Origin of the sequence: Flammeovirga agarivorans (assembly GCF_012641475.1) — a bacterium.
Classification (GTDB): domain Bacteria; phylum Bacteroidota; class Bacteroidia; order Cytophagales; family Flammeovirgaceae; genus Flammeovirga; species Flammeovirga agarivorans.
Window position 1 is genome coordinate 965114 of sequence record NZ_JABAIL010000003.1, and the last position, 26690, is coordinate 991803.

A 26690-nucleotide genomic window follows, 5' to 3' on the forward strand; every position below is an offset into this window, starting at 1 on the left:
AGTTATTAAAGATGACAACAGACTTTTTAGATTTACTTAAAATGACAATCCCTGCGGGGGCTGTACTATATGGAGCATATTTTATTGTAAAGATGTTTTTACAAAAGGAATATGATAGCCTATCTATAAAATATAAGGGTAATCAACTAGAACAAACATTGCCATTGAGATTACAAGCCTTTGAGCGTTTGGCTTTATTTCTTGAAAGGATCTCATACAGAGAACTTTTAGATAGAGTTGATTATTCAGTAATGGACGTTGTAACGTTACAACATGCCTTAGTATTAACCATAAAAGAAGAATTCAATCATAACTTATCTCAACAGATCTATGTATCCAATGAACTTTGGGAAATGATTAGAGGAGCTAAGGAAGAAGAAATTTCATTTATCAACCAAGTTGCAAAGTCTTTGGGGGATAAATCGACAGGTTTTGATTTAGCGAAAACCTTACTAGAACAAAGCTTACAACAAGAAAGTTCTCCTGTTGATGTGGCATTGACTCAATTAAAATCTGAGGTAAGTCACTTATTCTAAGAAATTTACACTCATTAATTAGCATTACGTTTTGTTAAATGAATTCTTTAAACTCATAACGTGATTTCAATGTATATTTGTGTCAACAAAAAAAGACAAATCACTCATTTATTAATGAGTTAAAGATATATAAGATTAAGAGTAATAGTTAGTTTTTGGGTTATGAAAAAGAGTTAGAAGTTTCTTCTAGCTCTTTTTTTTGTAATAACGACTCTTGTTTACCACCGTTAACGAAAAGGGTGTAACGAGAAAAAACAAATGACGTTTAAATTGATATAAGTCAAGAAAATACAATCGGTTTTACACCGGTTTAAAAATATAGAAAGAAAGAGTAATAGTTAGTTTTTGGGTTATGAAAAGAGCTTCTGGTTTCTGGAGGCTCCTTTTTTTTTACCCTAAATTTATTACTGCAAAACATTAAATTCCATTAACCAAAACTCCTAAACCTTAACAACTTCATTTGCGTTTTTTAAGGTATATCAATTAAGAAATTACAATCAGTTTTTACACTGATTTCAAAATATAGAAAGAAAGAGTAATAGTTAGTTTTTGGGTTATGAAAAAGAGCTTCTGGTTTCCAGAGGCTCTTTTTTTATACCCTACTTTACACCCTAAAAAACATTAAATCCCATTAACCAAAACTCCTAAACCTTAACAACTTCATTTGCGTTTTTTAAGATATAACAATTAAGAAATTACAATCAGTTTTACACTGATTTCAAAATATAGAAAGAAAGAGTAATAGTTAGTTTTTGGGTTATGAAAAAGAGCTTCTGGTTTCCAGAGGCTCTTTTTTTATAGCCAAAAATCATATGTGAATAATAATTCATTTATTAAACTCTATTAACTCTCTCACTGAAACTAAGGTAAATTCACAACGTTAATATGTATATAAGATAGACAAAATCAATCAGTTAAACCTGATTTAAAAATATAAAAGAAAAGAGTAATAGTTAGTTTTTGGGTTATGATAAAAGAGTTGGAAGTTTCTTCTGACTCTTTTTTTGTCTTGTACATTTTAAGTGAATATTTATTCACTTAATGATTTTGATTATCAGCATGTTAAGGGGAGATGAAAAAAACGTTAGAAATTGTATTTATTCCTTTTTTAATTGCCTTTTCCCGTAAAGTTTTTACTAAATTGCGGCTAAATAAGATATGCCAAGTAATTATTTAATTCGATTACTTAATTTTTAAACTATCACTTGTAACCTTATGTCAGCTGAACAAGCTATCACAGAATACAGACCATTATTATATGCTGTAGCGTACAGAATCCTCGGTGTTGCAAGCGATGCCGAAGACATGGTGCAAGAAACCTTCTTAAAAATCATGAGAGTTGATCTCTCAAAGATTGAAGATATTAAGAACTATCTGATCAGAACAATTACAAATACTTGTTTAAATCATTTAGAAGCACTGAAAAGAAAAAAGGAACACCTAGTTGACAATTGGTCTAACATTACTAATAACTTTCACTTCGATCCTATAGAAAATTGGTCTAATGATAAAGCTACTGAATTATCAGAAGGACTTAAGAATATGATGAAGAAATTAAATGATGCTGAATTGGGAGTATACCTTCTTAAGGAAGCATTTAATTTAAACTATAATGAGATCACTGAAATCGCTAAAAAGAAAGCCGATCATTGTAGACAATTATTTCATCGATCAAAACTGAAACTAGAAGAAGGAAAGGATAAGTTCAATGTTGACCCAGAAAAGCATTTTCAACTTTTCAAAAAATTCCAACAAGCCAATAAAGATGGTGAGGTTGGAAGCCTAGTTGACTTCATTTTTGGCAATAAAAAGTCGGAATCGATAAAAAAAGGAAAAAAATATCGTTAATAAGTATAAGCGAGGAAAAACGGTAACTACAACACTTTTGCATCACATAAAACTTATTAACATATCAATAAATATAGACATTATATTCAATATTAGAGGATTACAGAATTATTATTATGTAATCCTCTTTTTTTTCTGAATAATATACTGACTTAAAGGTATTTAGTACACTTTTATTTTTTATGAATTTGCTCAAAATTGCCGTCAAATAATGATAAATATCATTCCTTAAAATCAACATCTAATGTAGGTTTGCAATGTAGATTTTTAGAACGACTTAGAACATAAGACTCTCACACATCTACACTTCGATTTTTTAGAAGAATTATTTATTAATTTAATATTTTATAATAAAATTATGGCAATTAAAGTAGGTATCAACGGGTTTGGCCGTATCGGACGTTTCGTATTTCGTGCTTCTGTAGAAAGAGAAGATATTGAAGTAGTAGGTATTAACGACCTTATTGATGTTGAGTACATGGCTTACATGTTAAAATATGATTCAACTCACGGACGTTTTAACGGTACTGTTGAAATCGTTGACGGTAACTTAGTTGTTAACGGTAAAACTGTACGTGTTACTGCTGAGCGTAACCCAGAAGATTTAAAGTGGGACGCAGTAGGCGCTGAGGTTGTAGTTGAATCAACTGGTTTATTCTTAACTGACGAAACTGCTCGTAAGCACATCACTGCAGGTGCTAAGAAAGTAGTTATGTCTGCTCCTTCTAAAGACGCAACTCCAATGTTCGTTATGGGTGTAAACAACAAAGAATATGCTGGTCAAGATATCGTTTCTAACGCTTCTTGTACTACTAACTGTTTAGCTCCTATCGCTAAAGTTCTTAACGACAAGTGGGGTATCAAAGACGGTTTAATGACTACAGTTCACGCTACAACTGCTACACAAAAGACAGTTGACGGTCCTTCAATGAAAGACTGGAGAGGTGGACGTGGTGCTGGTCAAAACATCATCCCTTCTTCTACTGGTGCAGCTAAAGCAGTAGGTAAAGTTATTCCTGAATTAAACGGAAAACTTACTGGTATGGCATTCCGTGTTCCAACTCCAGATGTTTCTGTAGTTGACTTAACAGTAAACTTAGAAAAAGCTGCTACTTACGAAGAAATCTGTGCTGCTATGAAAGAAGCATCAGAAGGTGAATTAGCAGGTGTTCTTGGTTACACTGAGGATATGGTTGTTTCTAACGACTTCATCGGTGAAACTCAAACTTCAGTATTTGATGCTAACGCTGGTATCGCTCTTACTGATACTTTCGTTAAAGTTGTATCTTGGTATGACAACGAAATCGGATACTCTAACAAAGTTCTTGACCTTGTTGCTCACATCTACAATGCTTAATTTGTAGAGAGACACAAGTCTTAATATTAAAGGGGAAATCTTCGGGTTTCCCCTTTTTTTTATCAAAAATATTCTCCAAACTTGTGTTTCAATTTTTTAATGACCTATGAGATACTTTTTTCACTTACTCTTATTTTTTGTCTCTACTCATTCATTCGCACAAGAATGTGATGATCAAATCAAGAAGAAACACTGGAACTACAGAGTTAATCTTAGTACATTTATAGCAATAAAAGAAGGTGTAGATATTAACCCGAAATACATATACTACGATTTCATGGACCTTCCTATTGGTGTTCCTTTTAACTACTTAGATTACATCAATATTAAAGGATATAAATATGTTGACATCGATAAAAACAAACTATTAGAACCTGCCTTCCATTCATATCAGGAAATGCGTTCTAAAGCACTTCGAGATGGCATCAATATAAATATTCGTTCTTCCTATAGAAATAAGAGTACACAGGAATATGTTTTTCATAAACATGGGCCAAAGGTTGCAGAAAATCCAGGATATTCTGAACACCATTTGCTTACTACAATGGATATTCATTATTGTGGAGAAAATACTAAATTGTTCTTATGGATGTTGAAGTATGGTGCTGATTATGGATGGATTCCTACTTACTTTTTCCGTACAGGATCATACATAAGAAAAGAATCATGGCATTGGAGATACGTTGGAGCTGACGCCGCTTACTGGTTTAGGTGCACTTGGAACTACCAATACCAATCTGAAATCAATAGGTTACAAGCCGTCTTTGGACACATATAGCTTACACAAATTTCACTTTAGCTACTTTGCCCAATAAGACGCACTTTGAGTGGTGACAGCCTTTTTACTTTCTTCATTTTTATCGCTAAGAATATTAGGCTTTGTTATTCCTCTCAAAATTTTCAAATCATAAATTTCATAAACGGAGTTTTGGTAAATGATTTCACCTTGAACTGATAAGGTAGGTAAGTGAATGATGATTAGCCCTGAACGGTTTCTACTTAAATAAGGAATTAGTTTTTTAAATGATGATGAATTTTCTCTTAACCTAGATAATCCTACAAATAAATAATCGCCTATATGATCCATACCTCTCACAAAACCTCCTAATTCTAATAAAACCTGTTTCTTACCATTACTTAATTCAATATGAGATAGATATCCTTTCGCACTTTCTAATACAATCATTTGATTCTTAATCAACCTCGGGGAATGAGGCATTGAAAGGGTATTGTTAACCACCTCATTTGTATCAACATCTAAAATACTCCCATGATTGATAAGTTGATCTCTCCAACTCTGAAAAGTATTTCCATTATTAAAACATGTGACATATTTTGGTTTCCCATTTTCTAATGCCATTCCATTAAGGTGGCATCTATCTTCTGAAACTAATTCAGTTATAAACTTGGGCTTCCAATATTCCTCAAAACTAAATTCTTCAGAAAGTTTCATTACACAAGAGAATAAAGTATTAATTCCATAAATACCATCATCACCAAATTCGATATCATGGATATCCAAAAAGTTGGTTTTGTATGATACCCGTGGCAGATACATAGCATCATACTGATTTGTTTTCTTCGGATAATGTTTTGCCAATTCTTTCGAATTAGAAAAAATCATCACTTCATCTTTACATGCCAGAGCAATTTTTGATGCATCATGATTTAAACCAATACCCATCGGCTTATCAAATGTACGCGGTAGTTGATGTATTACCGTTCCATTTTCTGAAGAAAGATAGATTAGTTTGCCTGCTTGATACGTTGAGAGGGCAATTGTACAACCCAACTTATGAAGTAACTCGGGTACTTGTGGAGAGTAATGACATGCAAAAGGTTTCATATTGTATATATTAAAATGATCCCCTACCATAAAATATTATGATAGGGAATAATATATCGGTCCTTATTTCAATTTAGTTTTTGATGACTTTTTGTACAATTGGATACTTTTGATTATCACAATACAAGTACAATAAATATATACCACGCTCTCCAGGTATTTTAATAAATCCTTTATTGGTATTGTAAAAAATTGCGTTGCTTCTGCTTTGCCCATCAATGGTATAAACATTTATAACAAGTTTATTTACAGTTTTAGGTAATTGTATATTGACTTTTTCTTTTGTTGGAATAGGAAAAACATTGATATGAACTTCTGATATATTTTCAGCTGCTGCTACAGTATCATTACACTCCAAACTGTCAAGTATAGTTATATTGTAGGTATGTATAACACTATCACATCCAGATTCATAATAAAGAGTATCTGAAAAAATGCCAGATGTTGTGATACTTAGGTTACCTAACTGAAAGGGTTCACATTCTTCTAATTTTATGGTATCCATTTGTATCGAGGATGTAATAACTGCATTCAACTGATAAATTGTATTGCATTCATTGAATGTGGTATCAAAATATACTCCTGAATGTTCTATTACCTGATTTCTCCATTCAAAAGAACTACATGTTGTTTGAGACTCATATTTATAGATCTCACATTTTTCAGCACAATCTTCTTTTATGGAAAAGTTGACTATTGTTATCAAGCTGTCATACCCTTCAGTACTTTGTGTGATATATTGGTAATCTCCTGTTGCTGCAATTGTATCTCCTTGATACACATAATAATCACAACTACTGATATACATATTTTCAACTATTGGAGAACAAGATTTTGTATTTGTTACCACCTCATACTTTAAATTAAAGTCAATCTCATTATTTCTCTCGAAAAAGAATACATCGCCTTTATTCACTTGAAGGTTCACTATTTTTTCATCCGCATTACAAGTAGTTGCAACAATAGAGCTTCTACAGTTGTCATCATAAATTATGAAATCTGCACCCATTTGAGAAGTAGAAATCATCATGTCTCCATCTTTATCTGCTTCTAGTTTCACCAATTCAACGATGTTTGTCATTTGTAGTTCTGTTTCTGGGTTAAGTACAACCGCTTCGTCACATTCAGTTGGTGCAAAGACTAGAGAAAAAATATAATCTTTTCTAATGTATTGATCAGACATATGGATTAAGATACTTTCTCCTTCTTCCATGTTGTAGACAATTTGACTCTGTAGATGGGAGAAATCATCATTTGATGTAAGCATTGTATTACAATCTGTATAGATCTCTATTTTAGTATCCTCATAGGTTAAGTTAACTGTTGACAAGGATAATTCTCCTTTTTCAGATGCTTCATAACGATACCAACTACTCCCCGTTTCTGTATTAACTTTGAAAAAACCATCTACTATATCTATTGGGGTATTACAATCTGCCGATTGCATAGTATTGATTCTATTAGATTTGACAAAACATCTTTCAGTGAACGTAACTTCGAAAAAGAAATCTTCTCCTACATCCTCATTATTCATACGGAATAATACTTGGTCGCCTTTTGATAATGTTGATTCAATGTATGTCCCTCCGTCACCACATTTATCTATAGATTTCTCAATAATCAGGTCACAATTATCATAAAATTCGATAATAACTTCTTCTTCCGATAAGTCACAAGTTGAAACTTTCAATATCCCACTCTCCTGAGCTGTATAAGTATAGTAGGAGTATTCATCATCAACACTCACTTTATAATAATTACCTTCTTGTACTGCTACTGCATTTGCACAATTTTGACCTGAGGGTTCCTCTTTATAAATCATTAAATCTAATGATACAATACTGTCACAACCCAAAGTATTTTCTAAAGTAAACATGTAATGCCCAGTCTCAGTCAACTTAATATTATCGTCAAATAAATACTCATCAATCGCTTCTACCCTTTCATGATAAATGTTTTGAGGTAAACCCATTATTCCGAGGTGGTAACTTTCCTCATAAATATCTTGGGGTGCATAAGTAATTAAAGAGTCTGCAAAATATGTTGCACCACAGTCAAGGTTTCTATACTCCCATGATTGTACTTGATCTAAAGTAAAACGATTGATAATATCTTTATTGTAGGCACCTATTAAGATTTCGTTCTCTGTTAATTCTATTCTTGCTACAGGAGATGCTGTACTATCATGTTCATAAACCAATGCCTGATGATATTTCCAAGTTGAATTAGATTTATGAAATAAATGAACATCCGGGAAATGTGCTTTTTTACCATTCATCAGGTAGTGATCTTCTGTTTTCGAACTTATCAATGCATAATCACCCTTGATTTGAACATAATACCCATAATTATTTTGTGGGCTATCCTCTTCAGGTAACACAAATTCCCATTCTTTCTCCCATTGATGGTTTTCCTTCAGATGATATAAGGAGACTTCACCTTTTTCATTGGTTAATGAGTTCAATGAAAGAATCATTTGGTTATTATCTATCTCTGCTCGATAGATTTTACCAGAAGGAGGAATTATTTTTTGAACTTCAGACCAAACGCCATTTGAATAATGATATACTAATACATCATTAGATACAAGCGTAATTTGATCTTCTGAGATGCCAATTTCAGTTGTTCTAGTATTTAGTTCTAATGTCTTTTCAAGCTCCCATAAAGTAGTTGCAATATTATACCTGTAGATGTAAGTATATTTCTCTCCACCAATTACAGATACATCTCCATCTACCTGAACAGTTCTACCAAAATAGCTACTATATTTTTGGTTTGTAGGACAAATAATGGACTGATGGAATGTCAGGGTATTATCATTATTCCTTTTATAGATAAATACAGCTCCGCGATGAGCAAAATATTCAGAATTTGAAGGAAAATACACACTCGGTGCTCCCACAATAACATATTCATCACTCATAGCTATAGCTCTACCAAACTGATTGACATCGTCTTTATAATGTGGAGCATATATTTTCTCTTGAAAAACCCATTGATCTTCTTTTTTAATATAGGTAGAAATTGAACCTACTTGTACATAATTCACTGATAATGAATCAAAATCATCTAACGGTTCACTTACAATCATTAATTGCTCATCAGCTACAATATCGTAGGAAAACCTAGTCTTAGAACTGTAATTTTTTGACATATAATTACTCGATCTAATCGGATGCTTTTGATCAAAATGGCCAAAACCGTTTGTTTTACCAGAATAACGTTGAGGAAAACTTTCTACTTTTAATAGAGATTGCTCTATTTGCTTTGTATCTGATGTCTGTTCACAGTTTTCATTTGTAATTGACACAAAATAATCACCAGGAACTTCAGGTATAAAATATTGTTTAGTTTCTCCGTCTAATTTTATTTGTCCATTATGTAATGACCTGTACCATTGGTAGGTAGCATTTTCTTGCTCTGCCATAAGGTAATCATCAAACTCTTTAACATCTGCAGTTATAGAGCCAATATGAAGCTCTAAGCCCACTATACTATCTTCTCCTGATAAGGATACTAGAGTATCGATATAGTTACCTGATTTAGAATAATTTTTACCATTAAAATCGAATGAATTACATGTACTTATTTGAATTAGGGTATCAATTGCACAACCTACTAAACCATCTAAACTAGGTGTAAGTTGGTCGATATCATAATAATACAATTCAAAATCTCCTGTTCCTGCTAATAGTAACTCATCTTGTCCATCACCGTCTAAATCTGCAAAAGTCAGTGCTTCTCTTCTGATATCTTTCTCATAAGATAGCTGAAAGGGATCAATAATTTCAGCACCAAAAGTTGGATTACAGCTACTTCCTTGATTTTCATAGAAAACAGTATTCTTAGACCAAGTACCGACAAAAATATCTAGGTCTCCATCTCTATCAATATCATTAAAGACAATATTACCCTCCCAATTAGAATTTAAGTGGTCTCCTACCTGAAGACCAAGATCATTTTTTACAGGTTCCAAAAAAGAAGGGTTTTTCTTATCCCCAACATTCTCATAAAAAAAGAAATCTCCATAATAATCTACAGATACAATATCATAGTCTCCATCATTATCTAAATCAATAATATCGGTAGAATTAGTCGAATATTCGAATGGGTTATTAGCTGGATTTTCAAAACCAAAGGGACTCTTTACAGGTGTTTTAAAATCGGGGTTTTCTTTATCACCAACATTTTCATAATAATACACATCTCCATATTCATATACTGAACATAGTAAGTCGTAATCTCCATCATCGTCTAGATCAACAAAAGATGTCTCCAATGCTGGATTATCAAATGGCTTTTGAAAATTAAAAGGCTCCCATTGAGCATCCTCTTTTGTAAAAATTGGATTACTTCGGTCTCCTTTGTTCTCATAAAATAATAATCCCTTATGATTTCCTAAAAATAAATCAAAATCTCCATCCCCATCAATATCTACTAAATCAGGTTTTAAAAATGTAGAACTCCCAATAGCTATCGCCTGAAAACCTTGCCACTCATGAAAAGGAACTGGCTTATGAAACATAGTCTTTTCAATATTTTGAGCAAAAGAATATTGTCCCATAAATGCGGATATACTCAATATACCCAATGTATATTTTAATTTCTTTTGGCCTTGCCTAGTCAACTGATTTAATTCATTTTGTAAAGATTTAATCTTTTGAAAACGATATCTTGTTGAATGAAGTAGATGAGACAATTGTTCTTTCTTTCTCCTGATCTTCCTTATAAGTCGCGAATGAGTTATAGAATATTTCATAGTTACAGATTTTATAAAAAGTGACTGCAACTAGTAGATTATTTCAAATATTCTTATTGCAAAAGGCGTTACAAACCATTACAAAAGTGAAATAGAAGCATTACATTCTATTAATAGAATAGATGAAAATATGGGCTAACAATACAAAAATGAACGATTCTCACAAGCAACCAACTCCCAAGTGAAATATTGACATGGATTTCTGTTAGTAGCTTTATTTGAATGATAAAAAGAGAAGTTGTTTTATAACATGATGATCGTTCTTGTACTTATTCTATATAATGTTGAAAGTTATTTGCAAAAACATAGAACTACAGTAGTTGATTATAATGAGCAATTAAAGGTGAATATTCATTCAAATAGTTGAAATATGAAATCAAGTAACCAAATTATAAAAGGTATAGTCATAAAAAAATCGTTTTCTTATATAACTCAGATAAAATATAAAATGCTTGTCATTTAGAATTTTAGAAGTCTATATTTTTTGAAACAACCTGTTGATAATACAGGCCTACTATGACCATAATTACCATGTACAATAAGTTATTTATTACAATTGCTATTTTAGTGCTTTCAGTATTTTGTATTTCTTGTTCAACTGAATTTCATAATGAGGGATTCACTCAAGAACTATCACAAGATATTCATATTGACCATAGAGATATCTATGCTCAATTCGAATCCGTACTAACGGTTAATTATATAGAAGTTGCCATCAAAAAAATTGAACATTTTTGTTTTAAAGATATACGTAAAGACTTTATGGAAGAAACAGCCGAGATGTTTGAAGGATATGTTGTTTCTTATGATAAACAACCAATATCCGAAATAGATTAATTATCAATTCCTAATTATATATTCAATCATAGTTCATAATCAGTCAATACTGTATCAATTGAAGTAATTATATACTCAATGAAGTACAGTAAAAAAACTAAGGGGTTTTCTCATACAGAGATTACCCTTTTTTTATAAGCTGTTTTTTTTAAAAACTTCAAACTTTTTTTTAAAGAGCTCCCCCTCACGATTGGCGTTTATTAATCCTGTACTCAGCAACGAAGCTGTTACAAAAAATAATAAACACAATGAAAAATAATTTACTTATCGGATTAAGCGTAGTTTCTTTAGCAATGGGTGCTGTTTCATGTAACCCTCAGGAAAATTTATCCACTTCAACAACCTCAGAACAAAATAATACAGTTCCATCCACCTCAGGTATTCAAGCAGAATTCACATTCGAGAATAGTAATAAAAGAACAGTTGGTGATACTCGTACTGATGATGTTACTATCGATAATAGTCATATTAATGTATATGCATCTCAAAATGGTAAGATTCCTTCGGGCTATTATTATGATGCCAATACTCAAACTTTAATGAATGTTCCTTATGGTATGGATCAATTTTATGCTGATTATGATGCTGTTATTCCTGCAGATCATACGCCTGAACTAGGTATGGGAATTGATTCTCATATTCTTTCAGAAAATACTGCTCAAGCCGCATTAGATTATGTTCGTGATTCAAGAGAGCCAATAGTTAACTTTTTGTCAGCAACACAAACTCAAGATGTTAACAGTACAACTCAGTTAGATCCATTTGTCATGATGCCTCAAAACGGAAGAATTTCTTTTGGTATTCACCTTGACGCACCTTCAGAATTCTGGAGACTTGATGCTGAGTTTGTTGTTTACAATAAGAATGGTGAACAAATTGGTAAAGTAGAAGGTATTCCAGAAGATGAAGTAGGTGGTGAAGATAGATACAATCTAGGTTTTGATTATACTGACTTACAAGCAGTTTCAGGTGCATATACTTACTTAAAGATTAAAGTGATTGAATTAAATTCAAATGGAGAAAGAGTAAACGGCCCTAATGATAAACAATGGATTCTAGATGGATCAATTGATGGAGCTTATTCAATTGCTAATGGTATTGCAAAAGGGTACGCTATTAATATTGATGAGAAATTTACTCCAACTATTACTGACTTAAATGCAGAGTTTCAATTTGTACAATTGGTCATTGACGATGAAGAAGTAAATCTTGATTAAAAAATTTAGAGGGTGTGTAATTCAATTTATGCACCCTTTTCATTTAAATCATAAAATACTATATGTCAACACTTTAAAATGACATAAGAATCATATTAGAATTGAGATATAATTTCAAAATCATAATTCTAAAATCTGTAGACATTTTTCATATAAATTAAACACAATTACTATCGTTTATGATTGAAGTTTTACGGCAAATAATTACGCCGTAGAATTAATTTAATCATCAAAATTGACCTACTAAATAGGGCAAACAAATTTATTATGAAAAAACAAATTCTAGTATCACTAGGCGTTGCTTCTTTAGCAATCGCTGCTACATCTTGTAACCCACAAGAAAATTTATCAACAAATACCTCAGAAGAAGTAGCCGTCACACCTCGCGTTAGTGAATTACCTGCAGAAGTAATTTTCTCAGAAAGTAATTTAAGAACTAACGGACAAGAAACTGACGATGTAACTATCAATAATAGTAATATTGAAGTAGTGATTTCTCAAGGCGGTACAGCTGTAAAAGGTGCTGCATTCGATCCTGAAGCAAGCGTTATTAATAATGTACCTTACGGTTTAGTTGATTTCTATGCACAATATGATGCAGTAATCCCTGCAGACCACGAGATCGCTTACGGAAAAGTAATTCATAACTCAGAACTAAAAGAAGATAATGCTCATGCAGTTCTTGATTATATGAGAGAACTAAGAGAGCCAGTGGTTCAATTTGAATCAGAAATACAATCTCATGATGTTAACTCATCTACTATCTTAGATCCATTTGTATTAATGCCACACAATGGTAGAATGGCAGTAGGTATCAGCTTTGATGCTCCATCATCTTACTGGAAATTAGCAGCTGAAATCGTTGTTTTCAATAAAAACGGTGTTCAAATTGCTAAAGTAGATGGTCTTCCTGTAGAACAACACTCTCCAAACAACGAGTATTCTATTGGTTTCGACTTTACTGACCTTCAAGCAGAAACAGGTGCTTATATTCACATTAAAATTGAGGCAAATGAGTACAACTCTCAAGGTGAAAGAGTATTTGGTCCAGAAGATAAGAAGTGGATTTTAGATGGTAAAGTTGATGAAAGATTACAATTAGAAAATGGTCTTTCTAAAGGTCTTGCTATCGACATCAGCCGTGATTTCACTCCAACAATCACTAATGTTGCAACTCAGTTCCAGTTCATTCAGTTAGTTATCGAAGATGAAGTAGTTGAGTTAAACTAGATCATTAAGAAACACACATCACAGAGTCAGTATATATAATATGCTGGCTCTTTTTTTATACTCAAAATCTTTTTGGATTGATTATATAATTGAAGAAAAAGAATCCTCATTATCAGTAAGTAGTATAAAAATAGTTTAATAAATATAAGATAGTTATTATATATATATCGATAGCTATATGATACACATTCGCTTCTAAAATACTCCGTTAAGGTATAATGAAGTCAGGAAACAGATATTATAATTTCTGACACTACTTAAAGTAATATACAAAAAATACAAATTATGAAAAATCATTTACTAGTTGTTTTAGGTGCAGCATCATTAGCTTTCGGTGCAACATCATGTAACCCTCAAGAAACATTATCCACTTCATCTAATCAAGAAAATGTAGCTGTTGCTCCAAGATTAGAATCATTACCTGCTGACTTTATCTTTTCAGGTTCTAATGCTAGAACTGGTATTGAAACTGATGACGTTACTATAGATGAATCTAATATTGTTGTTAAGGCTGTTCAAGACGGTACTGTAGTAGAAGGATGTACTTATAGCTTCCAAGAAAAAGCAATTAAGTCTGTACCTTATGGTTTCGTTGATTTCTCTGCTAGCTATGCAGCGGTTATCCCTGCTGGTCACCAAATCGCTACAGGTACAGCTATCCACAATTCTCAATTAAAAGAAGATAATGCACATGCTGTTCTTGATTATATGAGAGAATTAAGAGAGCCTGTAGTTAACTTTGAATCTGCTACACAATCACAAGACATTAACTCTGCTGCAGTATTAGAGCCATTCGTAATGATGCCTCAAAACGGTAGAATGGCTATCGGTATCAGCTTTGATGCTCCTTCTTCTTACTGGAGATTGGCTGCTGAACTTACTGTGTTTGATAAAAATGGTAAGCAAATCGCAAAAGTGGACGGTATCCCTGTAGAGCAGCACTCTCCTAACAATGAGTACTCTATCGGTTTTGACTTCACTGATACACAAGCTGTAACTGGTGCTTACGTTCACATTAAAATCGAAGCGAACGAGTACAACTCTCAAGGAGAAAGAGTATTCGGTCCTCAAGACAAAAAATGGATCTTAGATGGTGCTGTAGATGATACTTACAAATTAGAAAACGGTATCTCTAAAGGTATCGCTATCGACATCAGCCGTGACTTCACTCCTACTTTCACTGACGTTTCTTCGGAATTCCAATTCGTTCAGTTAGTAATCGACGATGAAGTTGTTGAGTTAGACTAAGTTAGTCCTTATTATAAAAAAGAATTTCTTTATAAATAGGCGACTAAACCCGAGTATGTTTAGTCGCTATTTTTTATTGAACTCCTAAGCCAGCCTATTTTATAGGTTGGCTTTTTTTATTTAGATTGAAAATATAAGTAGAGTTTTTCATAAAATATCTAGTAAATATAAGAAAGATATTTTTTGAATAATGACAACTATTTTTTACACATATAAATAGAATATACCCCGTTAAATAATCATGTATCAAGAAAATAAAAGATACAAAAATAACAAAATTCAATAGAAAATAGTACAATAATGAGAAATCAACTTTTAGCAGTATTAGGAGCTGCTTCATTCGCATTCGGGGTATCTTCATGTAACCCTCAAGAAACATTATCCACTTCATCTAATCAAGAAAATGTAGCTGTTGCTCCAAGATTAGAATCATTACCTGCTGACTTTATCTTTTCAGGTTCTAATGCTAGAACTGGTATTGAAACTGATGACGTTACTATAGATGAATCTAATATTGTTGTTAAGGCTGTTCAAGACGGTACTGTAGTAGAAGGATGTACTTATAGCTTCCAAGAAAAAGCAATTAAGTCTGTACCTTATGGTTTCGTTGATTTCTCTGCTAGCTATGCAGCGGTTATCCCTGCTGGTCACCAAATCGCTACAGGTACAGCTATCCACAATTCTCAATTAAAAGAAGATAATGCACATGCTGTTCTTGATTATATGAGAGAATTAAGAGAGCCTGTAGTTAACTTTGAATCTGCTACACAATCACAAGACATTAACTCTGCTGCAGTATTAGAGCCATTCGTAATGATGCCTCAAAACGGTAGAATGGCTATCGGTATCAGCTTTGATGCTCCTTCTTCTTACTGGAGATTGGCTGCTGAACTTACTGTGTTTGATAAAAATGGTAAGCAAATCGCAAAAGTGGACGGTATCCCTGTAGAGCAGCACTCTCCTAACAATGAGTACTCTATCGGTTTTGACTTCACTGATACACAAGCTGTAACTGGTGCTTACGTTCACATTAAAATCGAAGCGAACGAGTACAACTCTCAAGGAGAAAGAGTATTCGGTCCTCAAGACAAAAAATGGATCTTAGATGGTGCTGTAGATGATACTTACAAATTAGAAAACGGTATCTCTAAAGGTATCGCTATCGACATCAGCCGTGACTTCACTCCTACTTTCACTGACGTTTCTTCGGAATTCCAATTCGTTCAGTTAGTGATCGACGATGAAGTTGTTGAGTTAGACTAAGTAATAAACTTGATATTAGTTGAAGAGTAGTGACAAATTATAATGAAAGAGTTTTGAGTCGCTATTTTTCATTGAACATAGAAGCCATTCCATAAATATTTGGAATGGCTTTCTTTTTTATGGTTAGTGGCTTTTACTGAGAAATACATGAGTATTCTCCTCTATATTTAAATGATTTTCTTCAACAATCTTTGTTTGTTTTATTTCATCACTTTTAAATGGGACTAATAAAATAATGATCATTAATAATCCTACGATTGAAGCGATGATCACTCCAAACATTTTTTCATTCTCACTCATTTTATGTTAGTTAAGTTCGTTCATTTAGATTTACACACACTCTGAATATACATTTCTTATGAAGTAAGGATGCTTTTTATTCAGATATATAATTTACTCTTGCAATAACTGAAGAGTATTAAAATTATTTTAAGTATTTGTATTACCATTTATAGGTGATTTGCATCAACAAAAAAAAGGAAGCAATGCCTCCTTTCTTTTAAATATTATATTAATTACTACCTTGTTTATTATCCTACTCACTTATATCTAATGTTTTAAAATGTCACCTTGGTTCGTCAGAAAAAATTAAAAAAGTTACATCATCTTTAAATTGGACTTCCTTATCTTCCAATAAAGTCTCTATATCTCTTCTATTTATTTTATTAGGGAATGATAGTTTTTCTTTGACTCCATCTGTACTTAAGCCTACAATATTCTGGTAAGTTGCTTCATATATTTCTGTATGTTCATGCAACCATTCTTTATATGAGTTAGATAAATGGTAACAGATATAATCAGGTCTATTATTATAATCATAATACTGAAGTTGATGATCAATCATTACATAACCATCCCCTGCCACCAATACCCATACTTTTTTTTGTTTTTTATCTACTAACATCAATAATATAGTACTTGCCAATTCACTATATTCTAATAATAAAGATTGTTGTATTCTCTTTAATTGAATAAAAAAGGAATGCGTGATATGTAACCCTAATGAAGAAAGGGAATAGCTATCTAATAAATCAACCCCCAATAAATCTGTTTGGTTAGGGATACCCAAAGATATCTTCTTTAAGATCTTGGAAAATAAGGTGGATGCGAAGTATGCTTCTTTTCCTGAAGAACATCCATCCATAACAGCTAACAAAACAATATCTTCATTAAGGTGCTTATAGAAATAGGCGTCTTCGTTATGGTTAGCATGTGATGTTCCTTTTTTATAATAAACCTTCATATTATTTTTATTTATATAAGGGTTTTTTATTCCTTTTTCCCCTATTAGTAATGAAAGAATATTTTAAAATTGATTTTATTACACTAGATTTAATTAAAACGAAATGGATATTAAAATGAATAAACAAGAAATCTCTCAACTACTTAATCAGCTTGATTTACACCAAGCCAAAGACCAACTTTATCCATTGGTTTATAATAATCTGCATGATATTGCTGAAAAGCTATTTAGAAGAGAAAGAAGCGACCATACACTACAACCTACATTATTAGTAAATGAAGCCTACATGAATCTTGTCGATCAAGATCATATCAATTGGCAAGGAAAATCACATTTTTTTGCTGTAGGTGCTCAAGCTATCCGTAGAATTTTAGCACAACACGCTAGAACAAAAAATGCAATAAAGAGAGGCGGTGGTGCCCATGCTTTAGAACTAGAAGAAGGAATTGCTTTTACTCCTGAAAAAGAGGGAATGATCCTTGACATTCATGAAGGTTTAGAACAACTAGAAAAAGTACATGCCCGCCAAGCACAGGTGGTAGAACTTAAATTCTTTGGTGGTTTTAAAATGCAAGAAATTGCAGATGAATTAGGCGTTTCTATTAAAACGGTTGAAGTCGATTGGAAAATTGCTAAGGCTTGGCTAAAGAAGTTTATGAAGAGTGATATTTGATTTGAATACTTATTAATGGATAAAAATTTACATGAACAAGCTTCTGACATTCTAGCAAAAGTAATTGATCTTCCTAAAGAAGAAGCTTTACAATTGATTACAGAACAATGTAAAGGAAATACTTTATTAGAGCAGGAAGTACTTTCTCTATATCAGGAATTCACGGTTATTCCTCACCAAAAAAAGGAAAATAAAAAAAGTCAACAAAGGGTTGTTGTACCAGTAAAATCTTTATTAGAAAAAACAGAGATTTTAACACGAGTGAGCAACTTTGCATTATCCAAAAAAAATGGCCGCTTATTATTAATTATCACTGTTTTAATAGCACTTTCAATTTTAGGTGTTTTTATCCGAAAAGGGGTTTATAATAGCATTTTCTCCAATGTTTTAGAAGATAGAACAGCATTATTAAATGCCAATGCAACAATATTATATGACTGGATAAATAATGAAAAAGAGAAAATTGATTTGTACGCCTCATCCAAAGCGATTAGAGAAGTTGCACTTCAATTGGATAGTATTGGACATTTAAATATCCCAGAAAAACAAAAAGACAAATTACTTCTTCCGTTATCTGTTAGACTAAAAGAAATTGCTAGGGTTCTCAAGGTTGAAGACTTCGGTATAATTGATAAGAATACCCCTAAAATCATTTTAAATACATTCAGTTCAACAGACTCTTCATTGTCATTTATCAATAAAACTCAACTTACCAAAGAGTTCTATGATTATCATTTAAGGTTAAAAAAGGGTGAAACGATATTTTTTAAGCCCATTCATAATGATGATATTTTATACAATGGTGAGTCCATCTACCAATATTCAGATTGTGGTGTAGTGGCACCAATTTATGGTAACAATGGCGAAATTATTTCCTTTTTATACTATGCTACTTGGGCGCAAAATGAATTTTCTAATCTATTTAAGCCCAGTCAATACGGGGCTTCATCACAGCTTTATGCTATAGATGAAAAAGGAAGAATGATTTCCGAAAGTAGGTTTACAAAAGAAATTAGCCAAGTGTTATCCTTAGATACCTTAGAGACAATTACTAGTATCTACTATATATATGTACAAAACCCAGGAGTAAATCTTATGCAAGGTGAAGTTCCAAAAGACAATAAGAATAATTGGAATTTCACTGCCCCTCTTCTAGCAATAAGTGATTACTTGGAAAATAAATCACAGCCTTCCACTGGTCAGATTAATCATGTATACAAAGATTACCGAGGTGTAGAAGTAATAGGAGCATATATGTGGTTAAATGATTTAGGAATAGGTCTTATTTCAGAAATTGATGAAAAGGATGCTATGGAGTTTCTTTCTAAAATAGATCTACTCTTTGGGGTACTTTATGCTATTATTATCATTCTCTTATTTCTCCTATATCACTCGAATATCACTATAATTAAATACAATAAGAAGATTATAGAATTGGGTAAGCTAGGGCAATACCATATTATTGACAAAATTGGTGAAGGTGGTTTTGGAGAAGTCTATAAAGCAGAACACCAACTATTAAAGATGCCTGTTGCAATAAAAGTTCTTAAAAAAGAATTAGCTACCGAAGAAGCTATACAACGTTTTGAAAAGGAAGTAAAAATCACCTCTTCATTAAAACATCCAAACACAATTAAGGTCTATGATTTTGGTACATCTCCAGAAGGAAACTTCTATTATGTTATGGAGTTTATTGATGGTATTACTTTAACAAAAGCCTTAGAAATTCATCAACCATTCCCAATTTCTCGCTTAATATATGTCTTAAAAGAAGTTTGTTATAGTCTTAGAGAAGCACATCAGCATCATCTTGTACATAGGGACATAAAACCGATGAATATCCTACTTACACAACAAGGAGGAGCTGTAGATCAGGTAAAATTATTAGATTTTGGACTTGTTAAGGATTTAGAGAAGGAAGAACAAACACAATTGCATAAAATTGGGGGAACACCCATGTATATGGCACCAGAGAGGTTAAGAGATCCCTATAATAATGACACAAGGGTTGATATTTATTCTCTTGGTGCTTTAGGCTTATATATGCTTAGTGGCAAGTTTTTAGTAGAACTGATTTCTCAGAAAGTCATGTCTGGAGAAGATACGATTCAAGGAAATTTTAGAGATAAGTTGATTGATCGAACGGATGTACCAAAACAACTAAAGGAACTCCTTTTATCGTGTATTCGTTTTGATCCCGAGAAAAGGATTCAATCTGTTGAAGAAATGATTGACATTCTTGAGGAATTAGCTATTAACTACCCTTGGCATAAAGAAGAAGCCGAAAAATGGTGGAAAAAATATGATGTTTATTAATCAATCAAAATAACTATTATAACCCATGAGTATTGACAAAGCATATAATGTTTGGGCCAAACAATATGACACCAACAAAAATAGAACGCGAGATTTAGATCAAAAATCAACCATTGAAACATTATCAAGATTCCCTTTCTCCAATGTATTAGAATTGGGATGTGGTACAGGTAAGAATACGGCATGGCTAATCAAAAAAGCAGATTCCATTGTTGGTTTTGATTTTTCAGAGGAGATGTTGAAAGTTGCAAAAAGCAAGGTACAATCTGACCATGTTAGATTTCAACAAGCTGATTTAAATAATGACTGGGAAATTGATAACAACGCTGTTGACCTGATCACCTCTAGCCTTACGCTTGAACACATCAAAAATTTAGACCATATTTTCCATCAAGCAAGTAAGAAGCTGATCGACAATGGCTACTTTTTTATTAGTGAACTACACCCTTTCAAACAGTACGTAGGTACTAAAGCTAGATATGAAACGGAAGAAGGTATACAAGAATTAGAAGTTTACATCCATCATATTTCTGAGTTTATTACTAACGCAGAAAGTTATGGATTTAAAATGGTAGAATTAAAAGAGTGGTTCGATGGAGAAACTGAGAATGAAATTCCTCGATTAGTTTCATTTGTTTTTATAAAAACCCCTACTTCTTAATTACTGAAAAACAAGTTCAAAATTAGCCGATTCAAAATGTTGGTTGAGTTCTTTATGAACATCATCTTTTACTTGTCTCATTTGATCAAGAAAGACCATCTCCTGATCTAATTGCACATAGGCTACTACAAAAAAGTTAGTCCCCAATTTTGTAATAAATAGATCATGGTCTTGATATAAATCCGGTAAAGTGTCCGAGATAATTGTTTCAATTTTTTCTCGATACTCCTTATGTTGAACTACTCCTCCGCCTAGTTCAATAGCTGCATCTCTGATAATTTGAAAAGGCGTATTTATCATTGATAAACACATAAGTAAGACAATAATAGAATCTCCGATATACAGTAAAAAGCTAAATGGACTATCAGTAGCAATCATTGAAAATATGATAAGTGCTAAACCAGAAAAAACAGATAGCAGGGCATCAATTTTCAATGATTGCAACTCAACATTTAGAATATCACTACTCCCATTCACTTTTTTATTCTGGAGATAAATAAAAAGCATCATCCCTACAGAAAGAGTTGTCATTGATAAAATATAGATAAGGATTGAAGAAGTATCGATAATATCAATCGATGCCCCATTCAAGTAATCGATAATCTTTATTGAATTCTGAAACAAGGCAGAGACTATAATCCCCAAAATAAGTATGCCTTTAAATAGAATAAAAAAGGCTTCATAAGCATAACTCCCAAATGGGAAAGTTGCTGTTTTTCTATGTTTTGCTTTTGAAATAAACTCTGCAAGGACTGTCACCAAACAAGCAATAAAGGAAAAGTTTCCATCCAACAACAAGGCTTCAGAAGAAGTGATGCTATATGCAATCCATCCACCAATGGCCATTAATAAATTAACAATTGCTCCTATTCTAAGAGTTTTAACTTCTACAGATTGATTTTGTTGGAATGAATTCATTGTTTAGTTATTTCTTTGAGAAGGGAAATTATACTACAGATTCCCTATTTCAAACATAAATATATACAGATGTCGCAATCATTTAATTGAAATAGTTATTTCATTAGTTTCTCATCTATTCTTTATGAATATATTTTCTAAATGTTGACGGAGAGCATTCCTTTATTTGTTTAAAAGTCCGATTAAATTGGCTCAAACTTTCAAAACCAACTTCATAACAGATCTCACTTATCGATAAATCAGAATGTTTAATTAGATGACAGGCTTGTTCTATTCTAAATTGATGTAGATAATGAATAAAACTTATTCCCTTGACATGCTTAAACCAACGACAAAAAGAGGTTTTCGTCATATTAACGATTGAAGCTATTTCATCAATTCTAATCGTTGATGAATACTTTTGAAATATATACTGATGAATTTTATCTAATCGGTCATTCCCTTGTAGATTGATGTCTCTACTTAACATATAAGGAATAGCTTCACTTTCAGCAGACTTTAAATGATGTAAGATAAGCACAAGATCAGTAAGCCTAAGATAACTCTCTTTCTTAACCAACAACTGGGAGAAAAGTGGAGAGATACTCTGGTAAATATTCAGAAAGGAAATACCACTTCCCTTTGAAATAAATGAAGTTAATAGTTGATTGAGTTCTGGTATACTCTTAAAATGTTCTTGATTAAAATGGACTACAATGGCTTCTACTTCAATAACCTCCTTAGAAGAAACCCATTGATGAGGTACGTCGGGTTCAATCAAAACCACATCACCTTCTTCAAAAGTCGTTACAGCATCTCCTATAAATCGTAATCCCTGCCCTTTTTTAATTAAGGTCAATTCTATTTCTGGATGATAATGCCAATAGGGTACAAAAGAATCCTGTTGAATATGATATACCCCAATAGAAGCATCATTTTGTTGTAAGTACTCTCTTTTTGCTCTCATATCAGACAATATTATCAATTATAATCCATAAATAAATTATTTAATGATAATATATGCATAGTTATTGAAAATTACTACATAGCATTCATCCTCTACCTAAAGTACTTTTGAAGTACTAAATAAATAAAGTCTGATATGAAAAAAGTAATAGCACCTATTGCCATAATCTTAGGTTTAAATGCATGTAGTGAGATGGAAGAAACAAAAAACAATTTCAATAAAGTACAATTTGGTGATGCACAACCAAAAGGTTGGATATACGAGCAAATGCACCATGATTTAACGGATGGTTTTGTGGGGCATTTAGATGAAATGGTTCCCGATCTTATTATCGAAGATGATATCTATGGTAAAGACCGACTGACAAAAAAAGTGAAATCTAAAGATGTAGGTGCTGTAAATAGTGAAGGTGAATGGAATGTGCAGTTTCTATGGTGGAATTCAGAAACTCAATCTAATTGGTGGGATGGTTTTATCAGACATGCCTTACTCACTAAAGATAAAAAATCAATTAACAAGGTCATCAACTATGTTGAAGGTAAGCTAGCCACTCAAGATCCTGATGGATATATCGGTGTATATGCTGATGACCTACGTTATGACCATACTACTGAAAATGGTGAATTATGGGCACAAGCCTCTTTATTTAGAGGTTTATTAGCTTATTATGAAGCAACAGATGATCAAAAAGTTTTGGATGCTATTATCAAGGCCGTAGATGTAACTATGAAAGCGTACCCCATTGGTAATTCTACGCCATTTAAAACAGATAAACCTTTTGCAGGTGTAGGCCATGGTTTAACTTTTACAGATATCTGTGTTCAATTATTTGATATCACAGGTGACCAAAAGTATCTCGACTTTGCAAAATTTTTATTCGATGATTATAATCTTCATCAAATGGCGGAAGAGGACATTCTACTCAAAAACTTGAGTGATAAAAATTATCAATTCGAAGGGCATGGTGTACATACCTACGAACATTTGAGAAGTTTAGCTCTACTGGCTTTTACGACTCAAGAAGAAAAGTATAAACAAGGATATCAGCAATATTTAGAAAAGTTAGCGACGGTAACCTCGATTAGTGGTGGTCCAATTGGAGACGAATGGGTTTTTGGCAGACATGCCAATGCAGACAGTACTGGTTATGAATACTGCTCCCTCCAAGAACTTCTAGACAGCTATGCCTTAATTAAAGCATATGATCATAATGGTCGTTGGGGAGATAAAATGGAGTGGTTATTATTTAATGCTGCTCAAGGAGCTAGACATCCGGAGCATTCGTCTATTGCTTATTGCAAAAGCGACAACTCCTATTCTATGTGTGGACACATTAATGCGAAGGAAGATCAACACTCTAAAGAAAATAGATATAAGTATTCACCAGTTCATAAAGACATTGCGGTATGTTGTGCCCCAAATGCTGGTAGAATCTATCCTTACTATATCCAAAATATGTATTCCACCCAAGGTAATGTTCTTGCGGTTGATTTATATGGTCCAAGTCAGTTCACAACCCAAGTAAATAATGAAGATGTTGTCATAAAACAAATTACTGAATACCCTGCCAGTGATAAAATTCATCTACATGTGAATGGAAGTTCTGATTTTACTCTTTCATTAAGAGTACCTACATGGGCAAAACATTTTACTATTAATGGTCAATCACAAAAAGTCGATGAAAGTGGTTATGTCAATATCCAAAAAGACGCTGGTGATCAGGTTTATGAGATTTCAATGGGCTTTGAAGCGGAGATTTCAAATGATAAACAACAAGGAAATTATGTTTCCTACGGTCCATTATTATTTGCCTTACCGTTTGAAGGTAAAGCTGAAGTAGTGAAAACTTGGACTACGGAGAAATTCATTGATGAAAAGGTTGCCTATACTAATGATGCAAAAACAACTCTTGAATTGGTAAAAAATTCTAAAATTGAAGTGATCAAAAAAGAGAATGAGGAAGATCCTTTTAAAAGCATTCAACTAAAAGTAAATTTCACTGATAAAAACGGAAATACTGTTAACGAATTTATGTTGCCACTAGGAGCAACTGTCTTAAGAAAATCTGTTTTTTAATTTTCCCCAACCATTATCATTATCATCAACTGAACTCGCACATTATGCAACTAAAAAAAGTAATAAGCAGTGTCTTATTAGGTAGTGTACTATTTTCATGTGGCAACCCTAAGAAAGGGATGGAAGATGTACAGCCTCCAAATATTATTTACATCATGTCCGATGACCATGCCTATCAAGCCATCAGTGCCTATGACTCTACATTAATCCATACTCCTAACATTGATAGAATTGCTAATGAAGGTATGCGGTTTGATCAAGCTTATGTTACAAATTCGATTTGTTCTCCAAGTAGAGCTGTAACATTGACTGGTAAAATGAGCCATCTTAACTCGGTTAAAGATAATCTCGACATTTTTGATACCACACAGGTTACTTTACCTATGTATTTAAAGAAGGCGGGTTACGAGACTGCAATTATAGGAAAATGGCATTTAAAATCTACTCCTCAAGGTTTTGATCATTGGGAGGTATTACCCGACCAAGGTGATTACTACCAACCTGATTTTAGAACACCTAAAGGTATGATCCAAGAAGAAGGCTATGTTACTGATATCATCACTGACAAAGCCATCGATTACCTTGAAAAGAAAAAAGGAAAAGACGAACCCTTTATGTTAATGGTTCACCACAAAGCCCCTCATAGAGAATGGATGGCTGCAATGGAACATTTAAATGCATTTCATGATGAAAAAATCAAAGAGCCTACCACTCTTTTTGATACTTATGAAGGAAGAGGAACAGCTGCAAAAGAAGCAGAAATGCGCATTTCTAATCATATGGGACTTACCAATGACAATAAAATCTCTCCAGACGTAAGAGACAAAACGAACCACTCTCCTTTTATGGGATGGTACGATTGGGCTTATAATAAAAACATCGATCGTATGACCGATGAGGAGAAAGAAAAATGGGAAGAAGTCTATGGCCCAATTAATAAAAACTTCCAAAAGATAAATCCCAAAGGCAAGAACCTTACGAGATGGAAATATCAACGCTATATGCAAGATTACCTTGGTACCCTTCTTAGTGTAGATGATAATATCGGACGTCTGTTAGACTATTTAGATGAGACAGGGTTATCAGAGAATACTATTGTAGTTTATACTTCAGATCAGGGTTTCTACTTAGGAGAACATGGTTGGTTTGATAAAAGATTTATGTATGAACAATCTTTTAGAACTCCTCTTATGATTAGATGGCCAGAACACATACAAGCGGGTGCTGTAAATAAGGAATTAGTTCAAAATATTGACTATGCACCTACTTTTCTAGAAGCTGCAGGGGTTGATATTCCAGAAGAGATGCAAGGAGAATCATTACTTCCTTTATTTGAAGATAAAACAGATAAATGGAGAGATGCTTTGTATTACCATTATTATGAATATCCAGGTATTCATGGTGTAAAAAGACATTATGGTATAAAAACCAAGCGTTACAAACTTATTCATTTCTATTATGATGTTGATGAATGGGAACTGTATGATCTAGATCAAGATCCTAATGAAATGAACAATGTGTATAATAGTCCTAAGTATGCTTCGGTTAAGATGTCCTTACATAAAAAGTTAGATCAGTTAAGAGAAGAATATTTAGATTCAGATGCTTTAACTCAACAAATGCTGAAAGCCGATTTAGAAAGGCTCAGAAAACTTGAAGAAAAAAAATAATTATAATCCCTACTGTTTTTAGAATAGTAGGGTTTTTATTTGATCA

General features: G+C 32.7%; 20 protein-coding genes. 14 read left to right on the forward strand and 6 right to left on the reverse strand.

All coding sequences use genetic code 11. The features are described 5' to 3' along the window. Positions 1-11: 11 nt before the first annotated feature. From HGP29_RS12620 to HGP29_RS12635, 4 genes are all read left to right on the forward strand, one after another. Complete coding sequence (locus tag HGP29_RS12620; protein ID WP_168882767.1) at positions 12-536, forward strand: DUF7935 family protein; 525 nt, start codon at positions 12-14, stop codon at positions 534-536. 1215 nt (positions 537-1751) lie between these two features. Continuing rightward, the gene (locus HGP29_RS12625) at positions 1752-2384 is read left to right on the forward strand and encodes a sigma-70 family RNA polymerase sigma factor (protein ID WP_168882768.1); all 633 of its coding nucleotides are present in this window, start codon (positions 1752-1754) and stop codon (positions 2382-2384) included. A gap of 355 nt (positions 2385-2739) precedes the next feature. After that, positions 2740-3741 carry a type I glyceraldehyde-3-phosphate dehydrogenase gene (gene gap / locus HGP29_RS12630; RefSeq protein ID WP_281616402.1) on the forward strand — a complete coding sequence of 334 codons (1002 nt, stop codon included), beginning with the start codon at positions 2740-2742 and terminating at the stop codon, positions 3739-3741. A 106-nt stretch (positions 3742-3847) separates the two neighbouring features. Continuing rightward, entirely contained in the window at positions 3848-4519 is a 672-nt protein-coding gene (locus HGP29_RS12635; protein ID WP_168882770.1) for a M15 family metallopeptidase, read from the forward strand. A gap of 21 nt (positions 4520-4540) precedes the next feature. Here the strand turns inward: HGP29_RS12635 and HGP29_RS12640 are convergent, their stop codons facing one another. After that, positions 4541-5587 carry a TIGR03032 family protein gene (locus HGP29_RS12640; protein ID WP_168882771.1) on the reverse strand — a complete coding sequence of 349 codons (1047 nt, stop codon included), beginning with the start codon at positions 5585-5587 and terminating at the stop codon, positions 4541-4543. Positions 5588-5660: 73 nt separating this feature from the next. Further along, complete coding sequence (locus HGP29_RS12645) at positions 5661-10346, reverse strand: T9SS type A sorting domain-containing protein (RefSeq protein WP_168882772.1); 4686 nt, start codon at positions 10344-10346, stop codon at positions 5661-5663. A gap of 516 nt (positions 10347-10862) precedes the next feature. Between HGP29_RS12645 and HGP29_RS12650 the strand changes: the two genes are divergently transcribed. The 5 genes from HGP29_RS12650 to HGP29_RS12670 all read left to right on the forward strand — a co-directional run bounded on the left by HGP29_RS12650 (position 10863) and on the right by HGP29_RS12670 (position 16141). After that, a complete protein-coding gene (locus HGP29_RS12650; RefSeq protein ID WP_211093283.1) occupies positions 10863-11183 on the forward strand; it encodes a hypothetical protein in 321 nt (106 codons plus the stop codon). Positions 11184-11431: 248 nt separating this feature from the next. After that, positions 11432-12400: a hypothetical protein gene (locus HGP29_RS12655; RefSeq protein ID WP_168882774.1), complete on the forward strand. Its 969-nt coding sequence runs from the start codon at positions 11432-11434 to the stop codon at positions 12398-12400. A 267-nt stretch (positions 12401-12667) separates the two neighbouring features. Beyond that, entirely contained in the window at positions 12668-13630 is a 963-nt protein-coding gene (locus tag HGP29_RS12660) for a hypothetical protein (protein WP_168882775.1), read from the forward strand. A gap of 285 nt (positions 13631-13915) precedes the next feature. Further along, the gene (locus HGP29_RS12665) at positions 13916-14878 is read left to right on the forward strand and encodes a hypothetical protein (RefSeq protein WP_168882776.1); all 963 of its coding nucleotides are present in this window, start codon (positions 13916-13918) and stop codon (positions 14876-14878) included. Between the two features lie 300 nt (positions 14879-15178). Then, entirely contained in the window at positions 15179-16141 is a 963-nt protein-coding gene (locus HGP29_RS12670) for a hypothetical protein (RefSeq protein ID WP_168882777.1), read from the forward strand. A gap of 123 nt (positions 16142-16264) precedes the next feature. On the opposite strand, the gene HGP29_RS12675 is transcribed toward HGP29_RS12670, so the two are convergent. Both HGP29_RS12675 and HGP29_RS12680 read right to left on the reverse strand, forming a co-directional pair. Continuing rightward, a complete protein-coding gene (locus tag HGP29_RS12675) occupies positions 16265-16441 on the reverse strand; it encodes a hypothetical protein (protein WP_168882778.1) in 177 nt (58 codons plus the stop codon). A gap of 265 nt (positions 16442-16706) precedes the next feature. Beyond that, positions 16707-17384, reverse strand: a complete 678-nt coding sequence (locus tag HGP29_RS12680) for a protein phosphatase 2C domain-containing protein (RefSeq protein ID WP_168882779.1) — start codon at positions 17382-17384, stop codon at positions 16707-16709. Positions 17385-17499: 115 nt separating this feature from the next. Here HGP29_RS12680 and HGP29_RS12685 point away from each other — a divergent pair, with 115 nt between their 5' ends. The 3 genes from HGP29_RS12685 to HGP29_RS12695 are packed head-to-tail and all read left to right on the forward strand — an operon-like array spanning position 17500 to position 21034. Next, positions 17500-18057, forward strand: coding sequence for a sigma-70 family RNA polymerase sigma factor (locus tag HGP29_RS12685; RefSeq protein ID WP_168882780.1), 558 nt, complete (start codon positions 17500-17502; stop codon positions 18055-18057). 15 nt (positions 18058-18072) lie between these two features. Beyond that, the gene (locus HGP29_RS12690; RefSeq protein WP_168882781.1) at positions 18073-20373 is read left to right on the forward strand and encodes a serine/threonine protein kinase; all 2301 of its coding nucleotides are present in this window, start codon (positions 18073-18075) and stop codon (positions 20371-20373) included. Positions 20374-20398: 25 nt separating this feature from the next. Next, entirely contained in the window at positions 20399-21034 is a 636-nt protein-coding gene (locus HGP29_RS12695) for a class I SAM-dependent DNA methyltransferase (RefSeq protein WP_168882782.1), read from the forward strand. On the opposite strand, the gene HGP29_RS12700 is transcribed toward HGP29_RS12695, so the two are convergent. Both HGP29_RS12700 and HGP29_RS12705 read right to left on the reverse strand, forming a co-directional pair. Further along, positions 21035-21952 (reverse strand): cation transporter, encoded by a 918-nt coding sequence (locus tag HGP29_RS12700; RefSeq protein WP_168882783.1) that lies wholly within the window; start codon positions 21950-21952, stop codon positions 21035-21037. It abuts the gene before it with no gap. Positions 21953-22067: 115 nt separating this feature from the next. Beyond that, positions 22068-22898: an AraC family transcriptional regulator gene (locus HGP29_RS12705; protein ID WP_168882784.1), complete on the reverse strand. Its 831-nt coding sequence runs from the start codon at positions 22896-22898 to the stop codon at positions 22068-22070. A gap of 135 nt (positions 22899-23033) precedes the next feature. Here HGP29_RS12705 and HGP29_RS12710 point away from each other — a divergent pair, with 135 nt between their 5' ends. Together HGP29_RS12710 and HGP29_RS12715 are read left to right on the forward strand one after the other, a co-directional pair. Beyond that, complete coding sequence (locus HGP29_RS12710) at positions 23034-24974, forward strand: beta-L-arabinofuranosidase domain-containing protein (RefSeq protein WP_168882785.1); 1941 nt, start codon at positions 23034-23036, stop codon at positions 24972-24974. A 44-nt stretch (positions 24975-25018) separates the two neighbouring features. After that, positions 25019-26644 (forward strand): sulfatase family protein, encoded by a 1626-nt coding sequence (locus HGP29_RS12715; protein WP_168882786.1) that lies wholly within the window; start codon positions 25019-25021, stop codon positions 26642-26644. Positions 26645-26690 lie beyond the last annotated feature (46 nt).